Annotated in this window: 13 protein-coding genes and 1 pseudogene; 6 read left to right on the top strand and 8 right to left on the bottom strand. The window is 71.9% G+C overall.

Annotated features, from left to right (window positions below):
* Positions 1–175 precede the first annotated feature (175 nt).
* The 5 genes and pseudogenes from SNR22_RS20980 (at position 176) to SNR22_RS20960 (ending at position 7,504) form a co-directional block, all read left to right on the top strand.
* Positions 176–775: a protein jag gene (locus SNR22_RS20980; protein ID WP_320068327.1), complete on the top strand. Its 600-nt coding sequence runs from the start codon at positions 176–178 to the stop codon at positions 773–775.
* A gap of 280 nt (positions 776–1,055) precedes the next feature.
* The gene (gene rsmG, locus SNR22_RS20975; protein WP_320068398.1) at positions 1,056–1,772 is read left to right on the top strand and encodes a 16S rRNA (guanine(527)-N(7))-methyltransferase RsmG; all 717 of its coding nucleotides are present in this window, start codon (positions 1,056–1,058) and stop codon (positions 1,770–1,772) included.
* 269 nt (positions 1,773–2,041) lie between these two features.
* Positions 2,042–3,391 (top strand): AAA family ATPase, encoded by a 1,350-nt coding sequence (locus tag SNR22_RS20970; RefSeq protein WP_413775675.1) that lies wholly within the window; start codon positions 2,042–2,044, stop codon positions 3,389–3,391.
* Between the two features lie 276 nt (positions 3,392–3,667).
* Positions 3,668–4,501 (top strand): annotated as a pseudogene (locus SNR22_RS20965) (ParB/RepB/Spo0J family partition protein); the annotation flags it as partial.
* Positions 4,502–6,979: 2,478 nt separating this feature from the next.
* Complete coding sequence (locus SNR22_RS20960; protein WP_413775674.1) at positions 6,980–7,504, top strand: hypothetical protein; 525 nt, start codon at positions 6,980–6,982, stop codon at positions 7,502–7,504.
* Positions 7,505–7,527: 23 nt separating this feature from the next.
* On the opposite strand, the gene SNR22_RS20955 is transcribed toward SNR22_RS20960, so the two are convergent.
* Together SNR22_RS20955 and SNR22_RS20950 are read right to left on the bottom strand one after the other, a co-directional pair.
* On the bottom strand, positions 7,528–8,526 hold the full coding sequence (locus tag SNR22_RS20955) for a D-alanine--D-alanine ligase (RefSeq protein ID WP_320068324.1): 999 nt from the start codon (positions 8,524–8,526) through the stop codon (positions 7,528–7,530).
* Positions 8,527–8,533: 7 nt separating this feature from the next.
* Complete coding sequence (locus tag SNR22_RS20950; RefSeq protein WP_320068323.1) at positions 8,534–9,847, bottom strand: PLP-dependent aminotransferase family protein; 1,314 nt, start codon at positions 9,845–9,847, stop codon at positions 8,534–8,536.
* A 313-nt stretch (positions 9,848–10,160) separates the two neighbouring features.
* On the opposite strand from SNR22_RS20950, the gene SNR22_RS20945 reads away from it, so the two are divergent.
* Positions 10,161–10,826 carry a GNAT family N-acetyltransferase gene (locus SNR22_RS20945; protein ID WP_320068322.1) on the top strand — a complete coding sequence of 222 codons (666 nt, stop codon included), beginning with the start codon at positions 10,161–10,163 and terminating at the stop codon, positions 10,824–10,826.
* A gap of 29 nt (positions 10,827–10,855) precedes the next feature.
* On the opposite strand, the gene SNR22_RS20940 is transcribed toward SNR22_RS20945, so the two are convergent.
* The 6 genes from SNR22_RS20940 to SNR22_RS20915 all read right to left on the bottom strand — a co-directional run bounded on the left by SNR22_RS20940 (position 10,856) and on the right by SNR22_RS20915 (position 17,427).
* Positions 10,856–12,025 carry an N-acetylmuramoyl-L-alanine amidase gene (locus SNR22_RS20940; RefSeq protein ID WP_320068321.1) on the bottom strand — a complete coding sequence of 390 codons (1,170 nt, stop codon included), beginning with the start codon at positions 12,023–12,025 and terminating at the stop codon, positions 10,856–10,858.
* Between the two features lie 223 nt (positions 12,026–12,248).
* Positions 12,249–12,572 carry a thioredoxin gene (trxA, locus tag SNR22_RS20935; protein ID WP_320068320.1) on the bottom strand — a complete coding sequence of 108 codons (324 nt, stop codon included), beginning with the start codon at positions 12,570–12,572 and terminating at the stop codon, positions 12,249–12,251.
* A 67-nt stretch (positions 12,573–12,639) separates the two neighbouring features.
* A complete protein-coding gene (gene trxB / locus SNR22_RS20930; RefSeq protein ID WP_320068319.1) occupies positions 12,640–13,593 on the bottom strand; it encodes a thioredoxin-disulfide reductase in 954 nt (317 codons plus the stop codon).
* A 231-nt stretch (positions 13,594–13,824) separates the two neighbouring features.
* Positions 13,825–14,844: a hypothetical protein gene (locus SNR22_RS20925; protein ID WP_320068318.1), complete on the bottom strand. Its 1,020-nt coding sequence runs from the start codon at positions 14,842–14,844 to the stop codon at positions 13,825–13,827.
* Entirely contained in the window at positions 14,841–15,773 is a 933-nt protein-coding gene (sigM, locus tag SNR22_RS20920) for an RNA polymerase sigma factor SigM (RefSeq protein WP_413775673.1), read from the bottom strand. Before sigM ends, SNR22_RS20925 begins: the two co-directional genes overlap by 4 nt.
* Before the next feature lie 43 nt (positions 15,774–15,816).
* Entirely contained in the window at positions 15,817–17,427 is a 1,611-nt protein-coding gene (locus SNR22_RS20915; protein ID WP_320068317.1) for a protein kinase family protein, read from the bottom strand.
* Positions 17,428–17,702: the final 275 nt, after the last annotated feature.

The raw sequence follows: 17,702 nt of genomic DNA, 5'->3' as shown, positions 1-17,702 counted from the left end.
CGACCCTGGCAGCCGCCCCGCAGGGGCAGGCGCCGGGCCGGAGAACCACCGCGCACAGCGCGGCCGCGGGGCGACACTGGCCCGTACAGACGTACCCGGGGCACCGGCGATCTCCCGCCGGCCCGGGAAACCAGCGGACCCGACGGTCCGGCCAAGCGAGTACGGAGATGAGACCGTGACCGAGACCAGCATCCCCAGCGCGGACCAGTCAGTGGACGAGGAGAACGCGCCGATCGAGGCCACCGACGACACCGAGGCGGAGGAGACCGAGGCCGAATCCGGGCCGACCGTGCGGGAGAAGAAGGCGCCGGCCGAGAGCGAGCTGTTCCAGCAGAGCGAGATCGCGGCGGACTACGTCGAGGGGCTGCTCGACATCCTCGACTACGACGGCGACATCGACGAGCTGGTGTCGGGCGGGCGCCCGGTCGTCGAGGTGGTCGGCGACCGGTTGCAGAACCTGGTCGGGCAGCGCGGCGCCACGTTGGAGGCGCTCCAGGAGCTGACCCGGCTGGCGGTGTTCCGGCAGACCGGCACGCCGAGCCGACTGCTGCTCGACGTCGGAGGCTACCGGGCCAACCGCCGCAAGGAGCTCGCCGCCGTGGCCAAGAACGCCGTGGAGAAGGTCAAGGAGCACGGCGAGCTGGTACGGCTGGAGCCGATGTCCGCGTTCGAGCGCAAGTGCGTCCACGACGTCGTCAACGCGATGAGCGGGGTGGAGAGCGAGTCCGAGGGCGTCGAGCCCAACCGGCGCATCATCGTCCGGCCTGCGGACTGATCGGGTGACGCGCGACGACATCACGGCTGGTGCCGTGTCCGGCCCGGGTGGCACGCCGCCCGGGCCGTCGCCTGTCCGACGGCTCGATGGCCTGACGGGTCCGGCCGACGACGCCCAGGCCCCCGGGACCGCGGGTCTGCACACCACCACCGCCCCGAAGCCGGCCGTAGGCTCGGAGTCGGCCGTAAGCCTGAACTCGGTCGAAGGGCCGCAGTCGGCCGTCGGGCCGTACTCGCCCGACGAAGCGGACCGGCCCGATGGGCCGGATCCGACCGTCGCGGTGCTGCCGCCGGATCTGGCGGGCGCGGCCCACGCCCTGTTCGGCGACCGGCTCGACCTCGCCGCCGCGTACGCGGAGCTGCTCGCCACCGACGGGGTGGTCCGGGGCCTGATCGGGCCCCGGGAGGCACCCCGGATCTGGGACCGGCACCTGCTCAACTGCGCCGCGGTGGCGGAGCGCATCCCGGAGGGCGCGTCGGTGATCGACGTCGGGTCGGGCGCAGGCCTGCCCGGTCTGGTGCTCGCCATCGCACGCCCCGATTTGAACCTGACGTTGATCGAGCCGCTGGCCCGTCGCACCTCATTCCTCATCGAGGTCGTCGAGAGGCTGAGGCTGGCGAAGACGGTCCGGGTTTTTCGGGGCCGGGCCGACGAGGCGGCGACCGGGTCCGCCGGGGTCGGGCCGTTCAGCGGCGACATCGTGACGGCGCGGGCGGTTGCCCCGCTCGACCGGCTCGCCGCCTGGTGCCTGCCGCTGGCGGTACGCGGCGGGCGGCTGGTCGCGATGAAGGGGGCCTCCGCCGCGGACGAGGTCGCCGAGCACGCCGGGGCGGTCGCCAAGCTGGGTGGAAGTGAACCCGTCGTGCATCGGTGCGGTGTCGGGCTGATCGAGCCGCCCGCCACGGTGGTGGAGATCGTTCGGGAGCGGATCGTGCGTCCGCCGGGGGTCAAGCCGGTGTCGAAGCGCTCACTCGGGGGCCGGCGCCGGGGTCGTTGATCTGACTTACCTGTCGCCCCGCTGGCTTCCGGCCGCAGGTCGGATCGTTGATACGGGTACGGGTACGGGTGCGTCGAGGCGTGAGAACCCGACGTGGACCGGCCGCGCCCGTCCGCCGTAGGCTGGCCGCGCCGATAGTGTGGGGTGGGCGGCATCTGTGCGGCAGCGGGTCCCGGCCACCCCCACCGGGTCGTACGCTCCGTGGTGCGACGAGCGTGGCCAAGACGACGGGGTGCGAACCGACCATCCGGAGCGGGTAGGGATGACAGGTGCATGACGACGGCAGGTACGACGACGGTTCACGGGTGACGGCCGGCCGTGGGGGGCACTCCGCAGCCGGTTCCGTTTCACGTGAAACCGGCCCCCAGGACCGGTCCATCGACGCCCCGGGGCCGCGCCCCTCCGACTGCGATCCGGTGGTGCATCGCGACGCACCGGCGGTCGGCCCGGTCGGGCCGTCATCCGCAGCGGAGCGGTCCGGGACGGCCTACGGTGCGGGCCGTCCCGATGACCCCCTCGCCGAACCTGCCCTCTCGCACCGCCGTGAGGCTGTGGCACCGTCCCTCCCTGAGGCGTCGCCGCCAGCCGCAACGGCCCTTCCCCGCCAGCCCGCACCCCGAGCGGTACCCGACGCGGCCCCTGCGGTCGCCATTTCTGTCGACACGCCGGCACCGCCGGCTGCGGCCTACCGGGACGACCCGGCGGATGCCGCGTACGTTTCACGTGAAACCCCGACGCGCGAAGAGGATGACCCACCGTTGGCTATGGAGGCTATGCGCGCCGTGCAGATCCTTAATCCGAGTGGCGAGGTGACCATGCCTCGTCCCGAGCGGACACGGGTGATGTGCGTCGCCAACCAGAAGGGCGGCGTGGGTAAGACCACGACCACGGTGAACCTGGCGGTAGCGCTCGCCCTACACGGAAACCGGGTCCTCGTGATCGACCTGGACCCGCAGGGCAACGCGTCGACCGGGCTGAACGTTCCGCACCACACCGGGGTGCCGGATGTCTACGACTGCCTGATCAACAGCGTCCCTCTTGAGGAGGTGGCGCAGGGCGTCGAGGGGATCCCCAACCTGTGGTGCGTGCCTGCCACGATCGACCTGGCGGGTGCCGAGATCGAACTGGTGTCGATGGTGGCCCGGGAGACTCGACTGGACCGGGCGATCGCCGCCTACCCCGGTCATTTCGACTACGTCTTCATCGACTGCCCTCCGTCGCTCGGCCTACTCACCGTCAACGCGTTGGTGTCCGCGCAGGAGGTGCTGATTCCGATCCAGTGCGAGTACTACGCGCTGGAGGGGCTCAACCAGCTGATCAACAACATCAACCTGGTCCGCCAGCACCTCAACCCGAAGCTGGAGGTCTCCACCATCCTGCTCACCATGTACGACCGGCGTACCCGGCTGGCCGACGCGGTGGAGCAGGACGTCCGGAACCACTTCGGCGACAAGGTGCTCCAGGCGGTCATCCCCCGAAATGTGCGTGTCTCGGAGGCACCGAGCTACGGCCAGTCGGTCATGACCTACGATCCCGGTTCGCGGGGGGCAACGAGTTACTTCGAGGCCGCCCAGGAGATCGCCGAGCGTGGGTTCAAGGAGCCGAGCCGGAATGCGTAGTGCGGACGAGTCGCTGGGAGGCGTCGTATGAAGAACCGTCCTCGGGGGGGTCTGGGCCGAGGGCTCGGTGCGCTGATTCCCACCGGCCCTGCCCAGTCCAGTGGAACGATGACGGCGACGCCCGAGAGGGCTCAGGCCGCTGCGGTTCCGCCGGCGATCGTCCCGTCCTCGGCCAGTAAGGCCAATGAGGCCAATGAGGCCAATGAGGCCAGTGACGTCGCCGAGGCCACCGACGTCACCGACGTCACTGAGGCCGTCGCGACGGAGCCCGAGCCTCAGCTCAGCCCGGTGCCGGGTGCCAGATTCGCCGAGATCTCGGTCGACGCGATCATGCCCAACCCGAAGCAGCCCCGGCAGGTCTTCGACGAGGACGCCCTGGAGGAACTCAAGACCTCCATCCAGGAGGTCGGTTTCCTCCAGCCGATCGTGGTCCGCGCGCTGGACGGCGACAAGTACGAACTCGTCATGGGTGAGCGCCGGTGGCGGGCCGCGCAGGCGGTAGGTCGGGAGAGCATCCCGGCCATTATCCGGGAGACCCGGGACGACGCCATGCTCCGGGACGCGCTGCTGGAGAACATCCACCGGGCGAACCTCAACCCGTTGGAGGAGGCCGCGGCCTATCAGCAACTGCTGGAGGAGTTCGGCGCGACCCACGAGGAGCTGGCCCGGCGGATCGGCCGCAGCCGCCCGCAGATCTCCAACACCATCCGGCTGCTGAACCTGCCCGCCCAGGTGCAACGGCGGGTCGCCGCCGGGGTGCTCTCGGCCGGGCATGCCCGCGCGCTGCTGAGCCTGGACGAGGCGGAGGCGCAGGAGCAGCTCGCGCTGCGCATCGTCGCCGAGGGGCTGTCCGTCCGGGCCACCGAGGAGATCGTGGCGCTCGCGTTGGCCGACGGGCCCGCCAAGACCCCGGCCGCCCAGCGACGGCCGAAGCCGCACGCCCCCGCCCTGACCGATCTCGCCGATCGACTCTCCGACCGGTTCGACACCCGGGTGAAGGTCGACATCGGGCGGAGTAAAGGCAAGATCACCATCGAGTTCGCCACGGTCGACGATCTCGAACGGATAGTTGACATCATCGGGGTCGGCCAGGAGGAAGCCGAGGACTGACCTCACCGCGAACAGACCCGGCCGCGCCGTCCGCCCTGGACGGCGCGGCCGGCTCGTTTCCACGATCCTCCGCGTCCCCCCTCCCCCCGGGTCCTGCGGTGCCGGTCGCAACCGCCGCACCCGTCCCAGCTCGCCCGGCATTTGCCCGCACGCACCGATATTGATCGGTAGTCAGCCCCGGGGCGGAAGAGAGAGCAACCGCGTTCTTCGCCAGCCGAGCGACTGCGGCCGAGCCGGGGTGCGGGAGCGGCAGGCGGTGGCGATGGTCGCGTCGGCCGGCGCTGGTGTCGAAGCGCGGCGTGGCAGCTGGAGCCCGCTGTGTCTGCGCCTGCGGGCGTTGGATGGATGACGCGGTGTTGGACCAACCTGGGTGGTGATCCGGATGCTGAGGGCGTTGTGGCGGGTCGGGTGGGGCTGGGCCGACCCGCCGGGCGCTGTCGGAATGGCTGGCTAGACGTCACGGCGGCGGCCCGTCCGTCCGGGCGTCGATGGCCGAACGTCGGCCTGTCGTGGACCTTGGCGGGGCAGCGCCCTGGATTTGCCCGGTGAAGGGGGCGCCGGTCGGCAGCCGGCAGGGCGATGGCGGGCTCGCCGGGGGCGGATTGTTCCACGTGAAACCGAGGCATCTTGTTCCACGTGGAACATTGGCCGGACCGCTGATCGCAGGGAAGGCTCCACGCCGAATTCGCTGCCCGGCTTTCTCGACCCGAGGACAAGCTTCGCGGCTGAACGGCCACTCGATTCCACGGTAGCCGCCCGACGTCACGTCCTGACCAACACCACCGGCCCGGCCCCGGCGCTCAGGGTGCCGGCACTTCGATCCGGGCGCGGGTCATCCTGCCCCTGGCCCGCGAGGCCGCCCCGGCCCCCGCCGCCCCGCCCGTCCCGATGACAACGGGCGGGGTCGGTTCCACGTGAAACGGCCGGCCTGCTTCCTGTCGCTGCGCGAAGCACCCGGGGAATTGGCGTGGTTCCACGTGAAACCGACGGCCCGGACCGCGACCGGGGCCATCGGGGTGCGCGACCGGGGCGTCGGCCGGTCCGCCGCCCGCCTCAGGCACGACGTGCTCGGGACCACCACCCCGGCAATCGGGAGCGTCTCCGAGTCGTGCCGCACCAGCGATCGAGCCCCTCGTCCGCCAGCGCTAGCCATCCCCGCCAAATGCGGGCCGATCGCCGGCTCATGTCGAATCGGGGCGGCAGGCCCACCCCGCCTCCGGCCCGATGCCCGGCGCTGGCCTTCATCGGGCAGGCAGCCGCCCCCGCCTTGAGCCACATCCCTCGGAGCCCGATCCTGCTGGCCGTCGCCTCGATCCAGCCCGGCTCCACCCCCTGAATTCAGCCAGCCCTGATCAGCCTTCGGTCCGATCGGAACCCCACCCGGCTCGACGCTGGCTCTGCCAGAGGCGCCGGCCGACCTACGGGACCGGCCGACCCCATCGGGCTGACGGACGTAGCGGCGTGACGCACCGGCCACCTCGCCGGCCCGACGCACCCACGCCACCTCGCCGGCCCTCGGGCCACTCGGGACGTCGAGGAGCGTACGAATACGACCCGCCTCCGCCCACCGGCCAACCCGCGAGCCGCGGCAACGGCCGTGGGGCCCCCGCTCTCCCGTCCAGTGCCGCAGCCCTGGACGTCTTGGAGGTAACTGATCGCGACACCGCCTCCGTTTCAGCGCCGGTGCTGACACGGCCTCAACCCATCCGCTCGGAAGACACCGGGGGTATGTCTCTGCTCCGAGCCTGATGACCCCACCCACCCGGCTCAAGACATAGCGAGTCCATCGCGACCGAGGAGAGGCACCAGGGGCGGCCCCGCCAACCCCCTCGCCGCCAGGGACGAGCCACGGGCACCCAAGGGGAAGCCCGCTCGACCATCGAGCGCGTCAGAAGCAGATCCCTCCCCACCTGGGCCCCGAAGCGCTCACATTCGGGCCGTCGAACGCGCGACCCATGGAGCGTCGGTTCGTTAGGAACGAGGGAGCCGATCTGCCTGTGCACAACTTGGTCGCAGAGCGGCAAAGTTATCCACAGCGGTTTTCCACAGGCACCCCCTGTTTCACGTGAAACCCCGCGTGAAACGTGGTGTCAGCCTGTGGATGACGAGGGGTCCCCACGGCCCCGAGGGCCTGTGGATAACATGTGGACGACCGCACGGCGACCCGTGCCGGAGTGCCCCGCCCAGGGGCGGCTGAGCGGCCAAAATCGTGTCGCGTAGCCCATCGGGGGCGGAACAGGTAGGGACAGTCGTTGTTCCCTCGGTTAGGGTCACGTCGTGCAAGACACCCCTCCCTCAGTCCCCGATTTCACCTCCTGGCCCTCCTTTCCCTTCGAAGGCGACCTCCGGGTCAAGCCTCTTGAGGACCCCGTCGGGGTCGAGCCCGCACGCAAGGGCGAGGGAGCTCGGGAGTGCACGGCATGCTCCGCGCCGGACGATGCGTACATCTGGGTCGGCGAGCGGTGGCGCGTCCGCGCCATGGACCGGCCGACCGGGCTACCGATGGTGCTGATCCTGGAGTCCCGTTCCCACCTCGACCTCGGCGACCTGCCCAACCTCCTCGCCGCCGAGCTGGGGGTCATGACGGTCCGGCTGGAGAAGGCCATTCGATCCCTGGACGGCGTCGCGCGGGTTCATGTGAACCGCTGGGGCGACGGGTCCGCTCATCTTCATCTGTGGTTCCTGGCCCGGCCGTACGGGCGGCTCCAGCTTCGGGGCACGTTCCTGTCGCTCTGGGACTCGATCCTTCCGCCCATCTCCGAGGAGCGGTGGCGGGAGAACCTGGCCATGGTGGCCGCCTGGCTGGCCGAGTTCGGCGGCCGTCCGCTGGCCGAGCCGCCCCGCATCCGCTGGCAGGCACCGTCGAGTATCGCCGCGCAGTCGTCGGCTCCCGCACCGGACGAGGACGACGTCGGCGGGGTGATCGAGGCGGCTGAGGAGATTCCGGAACCGGACGACGCAGCGGCCGGCCGCCCCACCGATGATGAGCCGGGACGCGGCTGACCCCGCGTGGTCGGGAGGGACGGTCAGACGCGGCGGGCTGCTGCTCGGGTCACCAGCGACCCGAGCAGCCGGCCGAGGTCCAACCCGGCAGCCTGGACCGCGAGCGGCAGCAGCGACGTCTCCGTCATCCCCGGTGAGACGTTGACCTCCAGCACGTGCGGGCGGCCGTCCGCGTCCACGATCAGATCGACCCGGGAGAGGTCGCGCAGCCCGAGCGCGGTGTGCGCGGCCACGGCCACCTCGGCCACCGTGTCCGCCACCTCCGGATCGAGCCGGGCGGGCGCGTGCCAGGTGGTCCGGCCGGCGGTGTACCGGGCTGCGTAGTCGTACACGCCGTTGCGGGGCACGATCTCTACGGCAGGCAGTGCCTGCGGCCCGTCCCCGAGGTCCACCACCGAGACCGCCACGTCCATCCCGGGCACGTACCGCTCGACGAGTGCCGTCGAGTCGTACGCGAAACAGCCCACCATCGCGGCCGGCAGCGACGCGGCGTCCCTGACCACGGCGGCGCCCAGCCCGGAACCGCCCTGCGTCGGCTTCACCATCAGCGGCAGCCCCAGCCGGCCCACGATGCGGTCCAGCACCGCCACCGCCCCCAACTCGGAGAAGCGGTCGTGCGGCAGCGCCACCCAGTCCGGGGTGGGGATGCCGGCCTCCCGGAGCACCGCCTTGGCCGACGGCTTGTCCCAGGCGACGCGGGACGCGCGGGCATCGCAGCCGACGTAGGGGACGTCGCAGAGGTCGAGTACGCCGCGCAACGAGCCGTCCTCGCCGGTCGCGCCGTGCAGGGCGATCACCACCGCGTCCGGCGGGTCGGCGACCAGCGCCGGCAACAGGGCGATGTCGGCGTCCCGCAGTTCCGCCTCCACACCGACGGCCCGGAGGGCGTCGAGCACCCGACGGCCGGACCGGAGCGAGACATCACGCTCGTAGGAGAGCCCACCGGCGAGCACCAGCACGTGCAGGTCGGCGTTGACGGCGGGGTCGGTCACGGTGATTCGCTCGGCAGGGGTCGAAGCCATGCCGGAATCATGCCAAGTCGGGTCCCGGCGTGTCCGCGCCGGCCTGCCCGCGCCGCACACCGGGACGGTCGACCGGGCCGAACACCCGACGCATGGCGATGTCCTGTTCCATCACGCCGGCCAGCCGGCGCACACCCTCGCGGATCCGCTCCGGCGGCGGGAAGGAGAAGTTCAGCCGCATGTTGCCGGTGCCGGTCCCGTCGGCGTAGAAGCCGGTGCCCGGCACGTACGCCACCCGGGCCGCGATGGCCCGCGGCATCATCGCCTTCGAGTCCAGACCCGGTGGCAGCGTCGCCCAGACGAACAGGCCACCGGCCGGTCTGGTCCAGGTGGTCCCGGCCGGCATCAGGTCCTCCAGCGCGGTCAGCATCGCGTCCCGACGCTCCCGGTAGACCTCCCGGTAGACCTTGAGCTGTTGGCGCCACGGCATGGTGGCGAGATAGGTCGCCACGGCGGCCTGGGCATACCCGCTGGGGCAGAGGATCTGCGCCTCGTTGGCGATGACCAGCTTGTCGCGGACCGCATGCGGGGCGAGGATCCAGCCGACCCGCAGACCGGGGGCGAAGGTCTTGGAGAAGGTGCTGAGGTAGAACACCCCGTCGCGGCGCCGGGACCGCAGCGGCCGCGGCGCGTCGCCCTCGAAACCGAGCTGACCGTACGGGTCGTCCTCGACCACCAGCAGGCCCGCCCGCTCGCAGATGTCGAGCACCCGCTCGCGCCGTTCCTCGCTGAGCGTCACGCCCATCGGGTTCTGGTACGTCGGGATGGTGTAGAGGAACTTCACCCGCCGGCCGGACCGGGCCAGCTCCGCGATGGCCGACTCCAGCGCCTCGGGGATCAGCCCGTCGTCGTCCATCGGCACGTGCACCACCTGGGCCTGGGCGGCCTGGAACACCCCGAGCGCGCCGACGTAGGTCGGCCCCTCGGCGAGCACCACGTCACCCGGGTCCAGGAAGAGCCGGGCCACCAGGTCGAGCGCCTGCTGGCCGCCGACGGTGACCACCACGTCCTCCGGGGACGCGCCGCAGGACGCGTCGATGCCGGAGAGGGCCATCACCTCGCAGATCCGCTCGCGCAGCTCCAGGGTGCCCTGGCCGATGCCGTACTGGAGGGTGGTGACGCCGTGCTCGGAGCCGAGCCGGCCGAGCATCTCGCCCACCGCGTCCAGCGGTAGGGCGGCGATGTAGGGGGCACCGCCGGCGAGGGAGACCACCTCGGGCCGGCTGGCCACCGCGAACAACGCGCGGATCTCCGAGGCGGTCATGCCCCGGACGCGCCGGGCGTACCGGTCGGTGTAGTCGTCGAGCGTCGTGCCGGTCATGACATCACCTCGATCGCGTGTCGGGCGGCTCCCGCCCTCCCGGGGTTACCCGGGACGCCGCGGACCATGGCGGCACGCCGACGCAGATCCCCGATGGTAGTCCGCGGTACGCCGATCGGTGCCTGAGTTGTCGCCCGAGTCCACATCCCGGACCCGTCGGGTCGCTGGTCAGTCCGCCCTCGGCGGCTTCCGGGTGCATTCGCGCTTTCCCTCCCGTACCGTCGCCTGGCGGCGTACGATCGCTCGTCGGGGCCCGAAGGCGGCGGCGTCGTTCCGTGCCGGCCTCGCCTCCGACTATTGTGGGGATACGTCAATGTCGCGACGTCTGGTCAGCTTGACCCTCGACACCCTGGAAGACCTGCCCCGTCCGTGCCGGCAGTGTGTTCACTGGGAGCTTGATCCGGTTTCGGCCGACCGGGCCTGCGCGGCCGGTGACCCGGGGCTGGAGAAGGAGGCATGGGTCTCCCAGACCCTGCTGGAGTGGGGCTCCTGCGGCAAGCTCGCCTACGTCGACGGCATGCCCGCCGGTTTCGTCATGTACGCCCCGCCGGCCTACGTGCCCCGCTCGATGGCGTTTCCCACCTCGCCCGTCTCCGCTGACGCGGCCCTGCTGATGACCGCGTACGTGGTACCCGCATTCTCGGGCGGCGGGCTCGGCCGGATGCTCGCCCAGGGGGTGGCCCGGGACCTCACCAAGCGGGGGATCAAGGCGATCGAAGCGTTCGGCGACGCGAAGTTCGGCGACGACGGCGACCCGCCGGGCAGCTGCGTCGCTCCCGCCGACTTCTTCCTCTCGGTGGGCTTCAAGACCGTTCGTCCGCATCCCCGCTACCCGCGCCTGCGGCTGGAGTTGCGCACCGCGCTCAGCTGGAAATCCGACGTCGAGTACGCCTTGGAGAAGCTGCTCGGCTCGATGAGCCCGGAGACGCTGCTCCGGCCGGTCCGCCCCGCGCAGGCCACCCGCTCGACCGGCGGCTGACCGCCGCCGGCCCGGAGGGCCGGGCGGGCTCAGGCGGTTGCCACCGGCCCGGCCGCGATCGTCGCGCGTAGCTCGCTGACGTCGATGGAGCCGGTGGGCACGTCCCGCTCGATCGGGAAGTACATCCGCTGGACGGCGGCCACGATGGCCTCGACGATCCGGTCCCGGAACCGCGGGTCGACCAGCCGCCCCCGATCCGCCGGGGAGGTCAGGTAGCCCACCTCCACCCGCACCGCCGGCATCCGGGTCAGCCGGAGCAAGTCCCACGTCTTGGCGTGTGTCCGGCAGTCGCGCAGCCCCGTCCGGGCCACGATCTCCCGCTGTACCAACCCGGCCAGCCGCTCACCGGTGGCCGAGGTGACCCCGTTGTCGGTGCCGTAGTGGTAAGTCGCTACGCCGTCTGCCTCCGGATTGGCGTGGCCGTCGGTATGCAGCGAGATGAACACGTCCGCGCCCAGGGAGTTGGCCAGCTGCGCCCGCTCCACGTCCGGCAGGCAGCTCCCCGGCGCCGGTCCCCGGGTCAGCTGCACCCGTACGCCGGACGCGGCGAGCCGCCCCTCCAGCCGGCTGGCCAGGTCGTGCACCAAGTCGGCCTCGGTCCAGCGTAGTGGCCCGTCGGACACCACCGCCCCCGGGTCGGTGCCACCGTGGCCCGGATCGATGACCACGGTCCGGCCGACCAGGGCCGGGCCGGCCTGTCGGATCGCGTCGGATTCTCGCAACCACTGCGGCCGGCCGCCCACCACCTTCCGGCCCAGACGGCGTAGCGCGTTCATCGTGTACGGCCCGCAGGAGCCGTCGGGCTTCAGCCCCATCTCCCGCTGGAACTGGGTTACCGCCCGCGAGGTGCGGATGCCGTAGATGGCGTCGGCGTGCCCCACGTCGTACCCCATCTCCAGGAGGCGTTCCTGCAACGACCGGACGTCCTCGCCGGTCAGCGGCTCAGGCACGGCGTGGTAGAGGGTTCGCGCGCCGAGCCGCCAGCGGGCGGCGTCCAGGGCGCGCCAGGTCTCCGCGCCGACGCGCCCGTCCACGCTGAGCCCCCGGGACTGCTGGAACGCCCGGATGGCGCGTTCGGTCTCGGCGTCGAACTCGTCGCCGTCGCCCACGGGCGACGGGGCGAGCAGGTCGAGGCCGATCAGCACGCCGCGGATCTCGGTCACGGCCGCCCCCCGGTCACCGGGTCGGATCGGACGCACGCTCGACCCCCTTCGCACGGTCGCCGGCCGGTCGGTCCCGCGGCACGGGACCGGGGTTTTGCGACCCGGCCGCCGACGGAGCGCGGCATGGCCGGTCACCGACCGCCCCCTCGGTTGAGGTTATGCGGTCCGCCCGGCCGGGGTGACGGTGTCCGCGTAGCTCAGGGCCGGAAACCAGAAACCCCGCACCCGGAAGGGGGTACGGGGTTTCCGGACGCGTGGGTCAGAGCGCGGACTGGATCAGCTTGACCAGCTCGCCCTTCGGCTTGGCGCCGGCGATCGACTGGACCGGCTCACCGTTCTTGAAGACCGTCAGGGTCGGTACGGACATCACCCGGTAGGCGCGAGCCGTCTCCGGGTTCTCGTCGATGTTGAGTTTGACGATGCTCACCTGGTCGCCCATTTCACGGGCGATCTCCTCCAACAGCGGAGAGACCTTGCGGCACGGCCCGCACCACTCGGCCCAGAAGTCGACGAGCACCGGCTTGTCGGACTTCAGCACGTCAGCGGCGAAGCTCGCGTCGGTGACCGCCTTTGTCGCTCCCACTATGACCCTCCTCCGGGACTTTGGTTCAGTTCGGTCGTGCCGTTCCGTGCCGTTCCGTAGGCCGTGCTCAGCCCTGGATCGTGGCGATGAAGCGCTCGGCGTCCAGGGCGGCGGCGCAGCCCGTACCGGCAGCGGTGATTGCCTGCCGGTAGGTGTGGTCGACCACGTCGCCGGCCGCGAACACGCCCGGGATGCTGGTCCGGGTGCTGGGCGCCTGCACCTTCACGTACCCCTCGTCGTCCAACTCGACCTGGTCGTGGAACAACTCACTGCGGGGGTCGTGACCGATCGCCACGAACACGCCGGTGACGTCGAGGACCTTGCTCTCCCCGCTGTGCACGTTGCGTACCCGTACGCCGGAGACCTTGCCGTCGGCGCCGAGGATCTCCTCGACCGCCGAATTCCACTCAACCTTGATCTTGTCGTTGCCCAGCGCGCGCTCCGCCATGATCTTGCTGGCCCGGAACGAGTCGCGTCGGTGGATGATGGTGACCGACTCGGCGAACCGGGTGAGGAAGCTGGCCTCCTCCATCGCCGAGTCGCCGCCGCCGACGACCACGATGTGCTGGTTGCGGAAGAAGAAGCCGTCACAGGTGGCGCAGGACGACACGCCGTGGCCCAGGTACTCCTGCTCGCCCGGCACGCCCAGGGGACGCCAGGCCGAGCCGGTGGAGAGGATGACGGCATTGGCCCGGTACGCGGTCTCACCGACCCACACGGTGCTCACCGCGTCGGAGCCGATGCTGCCGGTGTCCTTCAGCTCGACCCGGGTCACGTCGTCGGTGAGGAACTCGGCGCCGAACCGCTCGGCCTGCTTGCGCATGTTGTCCATCAGCTCGGGGCCGAGGATGCCGTCGGCGAAGCCGGGGAAGTTCTCCACCTCGGTGGTCGTCATCAGCGCGCCACCGGACTGCACACCCTCGATGATCAGGGGCTTGAGGTTGGCGCGAGCGGCATAGACCGCCGCCGTGTAGCCGGCCGGCCCGGAGCCGATGATGATCAGGTTGCGGACCTCGTCCACTGCCGTCTCCCGATGTGTGTGGTCGCCACCGGCATGCGCACCGATGCCGGTCTGAGTGCCGCCGTCGCGGACGCCGGCTCATGACTTGCGGAACGTCATCGTACGAAGTGGGGATTCCCGAGCCGGTCATCCGGTGGGTCACGTCACGTGAAAGGACGGCGACCACGATTCCGCCTCGGTAGGGCGCAGCCGGTCAGCCCGTCCCGGTGCGCCTGCCGGCGAACCGCGACCTCACCCTACCCGCGCCCGGTAACGGGTGTCGGCACCGGATCCGGGGACGCCGCACTCCGGGCCGCTCACCCACGCCCAGCGTGCCCCGGACGGGTCGACGAATCGCAGGACCAGCGCCGGGGCGCCCCGGAACCGGGCGTAGTCGACGAGGTCGACGGTGAGCAGGCCGACCCCGTGCTCGGCGCTGACGGCCGCCAGGCAGGAGTTCAGGCCATTCGGCGAGGTGAGCAGCTTAAGGCCGCCGAGCGCCGGAAGGCGACTCTCATCGGCGGCCACCGGCCCGGTCGACCCCCGGTCGAGCGACTTGCCGGGCCCGGTTCTCGGGGCGGCGCCTTCGGCGGCCAGCGCCTCCGGCGTCCAGTCGATGCCGCTGCGTCGGGGCGTGCCGATCTCGCGGAACGAGCCGTTCACGGCCGCCCCCGGTACGGTGTGCTCGCCCATCGTGGTGTGTACCCCGCTGTCGGACTGGCTGGTCCCGCCGACGAGTTGGTTGAGCCCCAGCCCGACGGCGAACACCGAGGCCGTGGCCAGCGCCACCGGCCCGGCGATCCGGACCCAACGTCGCCCGCGACGGCCGGGACCGACGCCGGTGGGCCCGGTCGTGGGACGGGATCCGCCGGCGGGGCGGCGTGAGCCCGCCGACGACTGGGAGGGCACCAGCGCGGGCAACCCCCCGTCGACCGGGCGGGCTTCGTCGACCCGGCCCACCGGGCCGGAGGAGTGGGTCGCCAGGACCGATTCGGAAGGGTCGGTCGCCGTGCCCGGGCCGGCGCCGGCCAGCGCGGCGGCGATCCGGTCGGCTACCGCCAGCGGCATCTCGGCGGCCAGGTCGGCCCAGGTCGCGAGGTCCTCGCCGACCCGGGCCAGGGCCGGTGCCAACGCGTCGTGGGCCTCGGCCCAGGCCGGGTTCTGCTCGACCAGCCGGGCCACGACAGCCTCGTCCGGCGTGCCGTCGAGCGCGCCGCCGAGGTAGTCGGCGAGCAGGTCGTGGTCGACCTCCCTGAACCCCCCGGCCGTCACGATTCCTCCCGGTTGGCGTCGCGCCGGGAGTGTCCCGACCCCGATCCGACGCCCCGGGCCGGTCCAAGGTTCCCCCGGGTGACGACGGGCACGTCCGGGCTGCTCCCGGCCACGGCGGTGCCCCGGTCGCCCCGGTCGGGCTCCTCGGCCGGCCCACCCGGGGGCGCGGTGGTCATCCGCACGGTCGGCCCGGTCCGGGCGGACGCCGGCGCGGGCCGGCGGTCCACCCCGCCCGAGACCCCGTCGGCGGCGCTGCCGGTCGTCCCGGCGGGAACGACGCCGGTCCGGAGGTGGCCGAGCGCCACGGCGAGACGGGCGCGACCCCGGGCGCAGCGGCTCTTGATCGTCCCCTCGGCCACACCGAGGATCCGGGCCACCTCGGCCACCGGATAACCCTGCACGTCGACCAGCACCAGCGCCGCCCGTTGCTCGACGGGCAGGTCGGCGAGGGCCTGGCGGACCACCAGGGTGGTGTCGTGGTCCTGGACGGGTGCCGCCGGTTCCACCCCCCCGGTCGTCGGGCCGCCGTCGGGGCCGTGCGCCCCGTCCGGCAGCGGAACGGTCGGGTGCGCCTGCCGGCGACGGATCCGGTCCAGGCAGGCGTTCACCACGATCCGGTGCAGCCAGGTGGTGACGGCGGAGTCGCCCCGGAACCGGGCCGCCGCGCGGTGGGCGGAGAACAGCGCGTCCTGAAGCGCGTCGGCTGCCTCCTCGCGGTCGCCGATCGTCCGCAGGGCCACCGACCAGAGCCGGTCCCGGTGCCGGTGGAAGAGTTCCGTGAAGGCGTACCGGTCGCCGGCGACGTGGGCGCGGAGCAGTTCGACGTCGCTCGCCCCGGTGCCCGGGGCGGAACCGGTGGGAACAGCGACCGGTGGACGGCGCTGGCCGCCCACCGGTATGCCGGCCGTCCGCTCGCCGTGACCGTCCATCACCTCGTCCGATCGGTGTGGCGGCCCGGTGCCGGCCCCCGGTTCACGACCCCTGGACCGTGATCTCCTGGACGCCGAGCTTGTAGCCCCGCTCGCTCGGGGGCAGTTCGGTGATCCAGAACAGCAGGTAGCGGTACTTCGTGTCGGCGTTGAAGCCGTTGAAGGTCATCGTGGTGCCGTCGTGCTCCTCGAACGGCTGGCCGATCGGGCTCTTCTGGTAGCTCAAGAACAGCGATTTGTCGCCGGCCGAGGTGGAGGGCGGGTCGGTCGTGCCGGCGAAGAGCTGGGCGGACGCCCCGGTGGCCGAGAGGCTCACCTGCACCGACTTGACCGTGCGCTCCTCGCCGAGGTCGAGCCAGACGCCCATGCCCCGCTTCAGGTTGCCGAAGTTGGGGCGACCCTGGTAGGTCTCGGTCTCCCAGCCGTTGTCCTGGTCGCCGTCGATGACCTTCTCGGCGCCGCCCAGCTCGCTGCGTTGCTTGCTGTCGGGGTCGATGATGCGTACGTCGCTCACCGACAGCTTGCGCGGGCTGGCCGCAGCGGGAGTGGCCTCGCTGACCGGGGCGCTGCTGGACGGCTGGGCCACCGGCTCGGTCTGCGGGTCCTTGTCGTCCCCGCCCAGGGCGCTGATGCCGATGAGAAGGCCGACGAGGGCGACTGCCAGCAGGCTGGCGATGCCGACGGCGACCTTCCGGCCGCCCACCGAGGCCAGCGGCGACGGCTCGTCCCCGGTCTCGGCGGCGAAGCGCAGCGGCCCGGCCGGTTCCAGGTACGCCTCTTCCTCGATCGGGATGTCGAGCCGGCCCAACTCGGCCGCGAGCACGTCCGACGGCGGTGGGGCGATCCCGGAGTCGAGCAGGTCCATCGTGAGGTCGTCGAGGTAGGCGGGAACACCGGCCCGGACCTGGCGGGGCGCGGCGATCGCGCCGCTGGCGTCGCGGACGGCGTCCGAGATGGCAGCCCGGCCATGCCCGGCGGTCGCGCCGCGCAGCGGGGCCTCAGCGTGCGGCCAGTGCCCGGTCAGGGCGAAGTAGAGGACGCCGCCCACGGAGCGGACGTCGCTTTCCTGGCTGTCGGTGCCGTCGGTCCGGGCGTCGGCCAGAACCACCCGGCCCTCGTCGCTGATCATCACGGTGCCGGGGTGCACGTTGCCGTGCACCATGCCGGTGCCGTGTACGGCGGCCAGGGCGCTGGCCACGGCGCTGCCGATCGCGGTCGTCCGGCCCGGGTCGAGGGGGCCGTCGGTGACCATCTCCCGCAGGGACTGCCCGTCCACCCACTCGCGGACCACGTACGCCCGATCGGCCTCGTCGATCGCGTCGTAGACGCCGACCAGGTTCGGGTGGATCACGCGGCTGGCCGCGACGGCGCCCTGGAGCATCTCGGTGGCCGAGTCGCCGCCCGGATAGCGGAGCACGACCGCGACGGGACGGCGTAGCACGACGTCGACCCCGCGCCAGACGAGCCGGCCCGCGCTGTCGTTGTTGATGTGCTCGACCAGTTCGTACCGCTCGGCGAGGATCTCACCGGCCGTGGGAGCACCGAAGGTCATGACCGGCGGAGCGCTCTCCTCCGCCTCCTGACCCTCGCCGACCTGGGTCACCCGTCCTCCCTCGGTGATCGTGTCGATCGATGGACCCGCGCTGCTGGGCATGTGGCTTCCCGCTCTGCCTGTTGAGACCCGGCCGACAGTGTCGACGCGGAGCGCCTGGGTCAGCCGTACCCGTCCGAGAGCGACCTTACCCGGGTTGCCCGCTTCCCCGACATGTCATCTTCCCGCCGGACCTGGCTGAGGTGCCGGGACAAGCGGTGCCCGTCCGGTTACGCCCGTTGTCAGCCGCGTTGCTGTCACATGTACTAGCCAATCTAGAGGTTGACCGCACGTAGTCGTCGCAGGGGCCGCGCCGGTGTGGCGGGGCTGGTGCTGCC

The sequence above is a fragment of the Micromonospora sp. RTGN7 genome (assembly GCF_033804645.1).
Classification (GTDB): Bacteria; Actinomycetota; Actinomycetes; order Mycobacteriales; family Micromonosporaceae; genus Micromonospora.
The sequence above is the reverse complement of the archived record's forward strand: the minus strand, read 5'-3'. Positions and strand labels throughout refer to the sequence as shown.

What these genes read in the sequence shown, in the direction of transcription:
- SNR22_RS20955 (WP_320068324.1), bottom strand. Translation starts at nt 8,526, where the DNA reads ATGGCTTCGACCCCTGCCGAGCGAATCACCGTGACCGACCCCGCCGTC.
- sigM (WP_413775673.1), bottom strand. Translation starts at nt 15,773, where the DNA reads ATGGACGGTCACGGCGAGCGGACGGCCGGCATACCGGTGGGCGGCCAG.
- SNR22_RS20945 (WP_320068322.1), top strand. Translation starts at nt 10,161, where the DNA reads ATGTCGCGACGTCTGGTCAGCTTGACCCTCGACACCCTGGAAGACCTG.
- SNR22_RS20960 (WP_413775674.1), top strand. Translation starts at nt 6,980, where the DNA reads ATGGACCGGCCGACCGGGCTACCGATGGTGCTGATCCTGGAGTCCCGT.
- SNR22_RS20915 (WP_320068317.1), bottom strand. Translation starts at nt 17,427, where the DNA reads ATGCCCAGCAGCGCGGGTCCATCGATCGACACGATCACCGAGGGAGGA.
- SNR22_RS20950 (WP_320068323.1), bottom strand. Translation starts at nt 9,847, where the DNA reads ATGACCGGCACGACGCTCGACGACTACACCGACCGGTACGCCCGGCGC.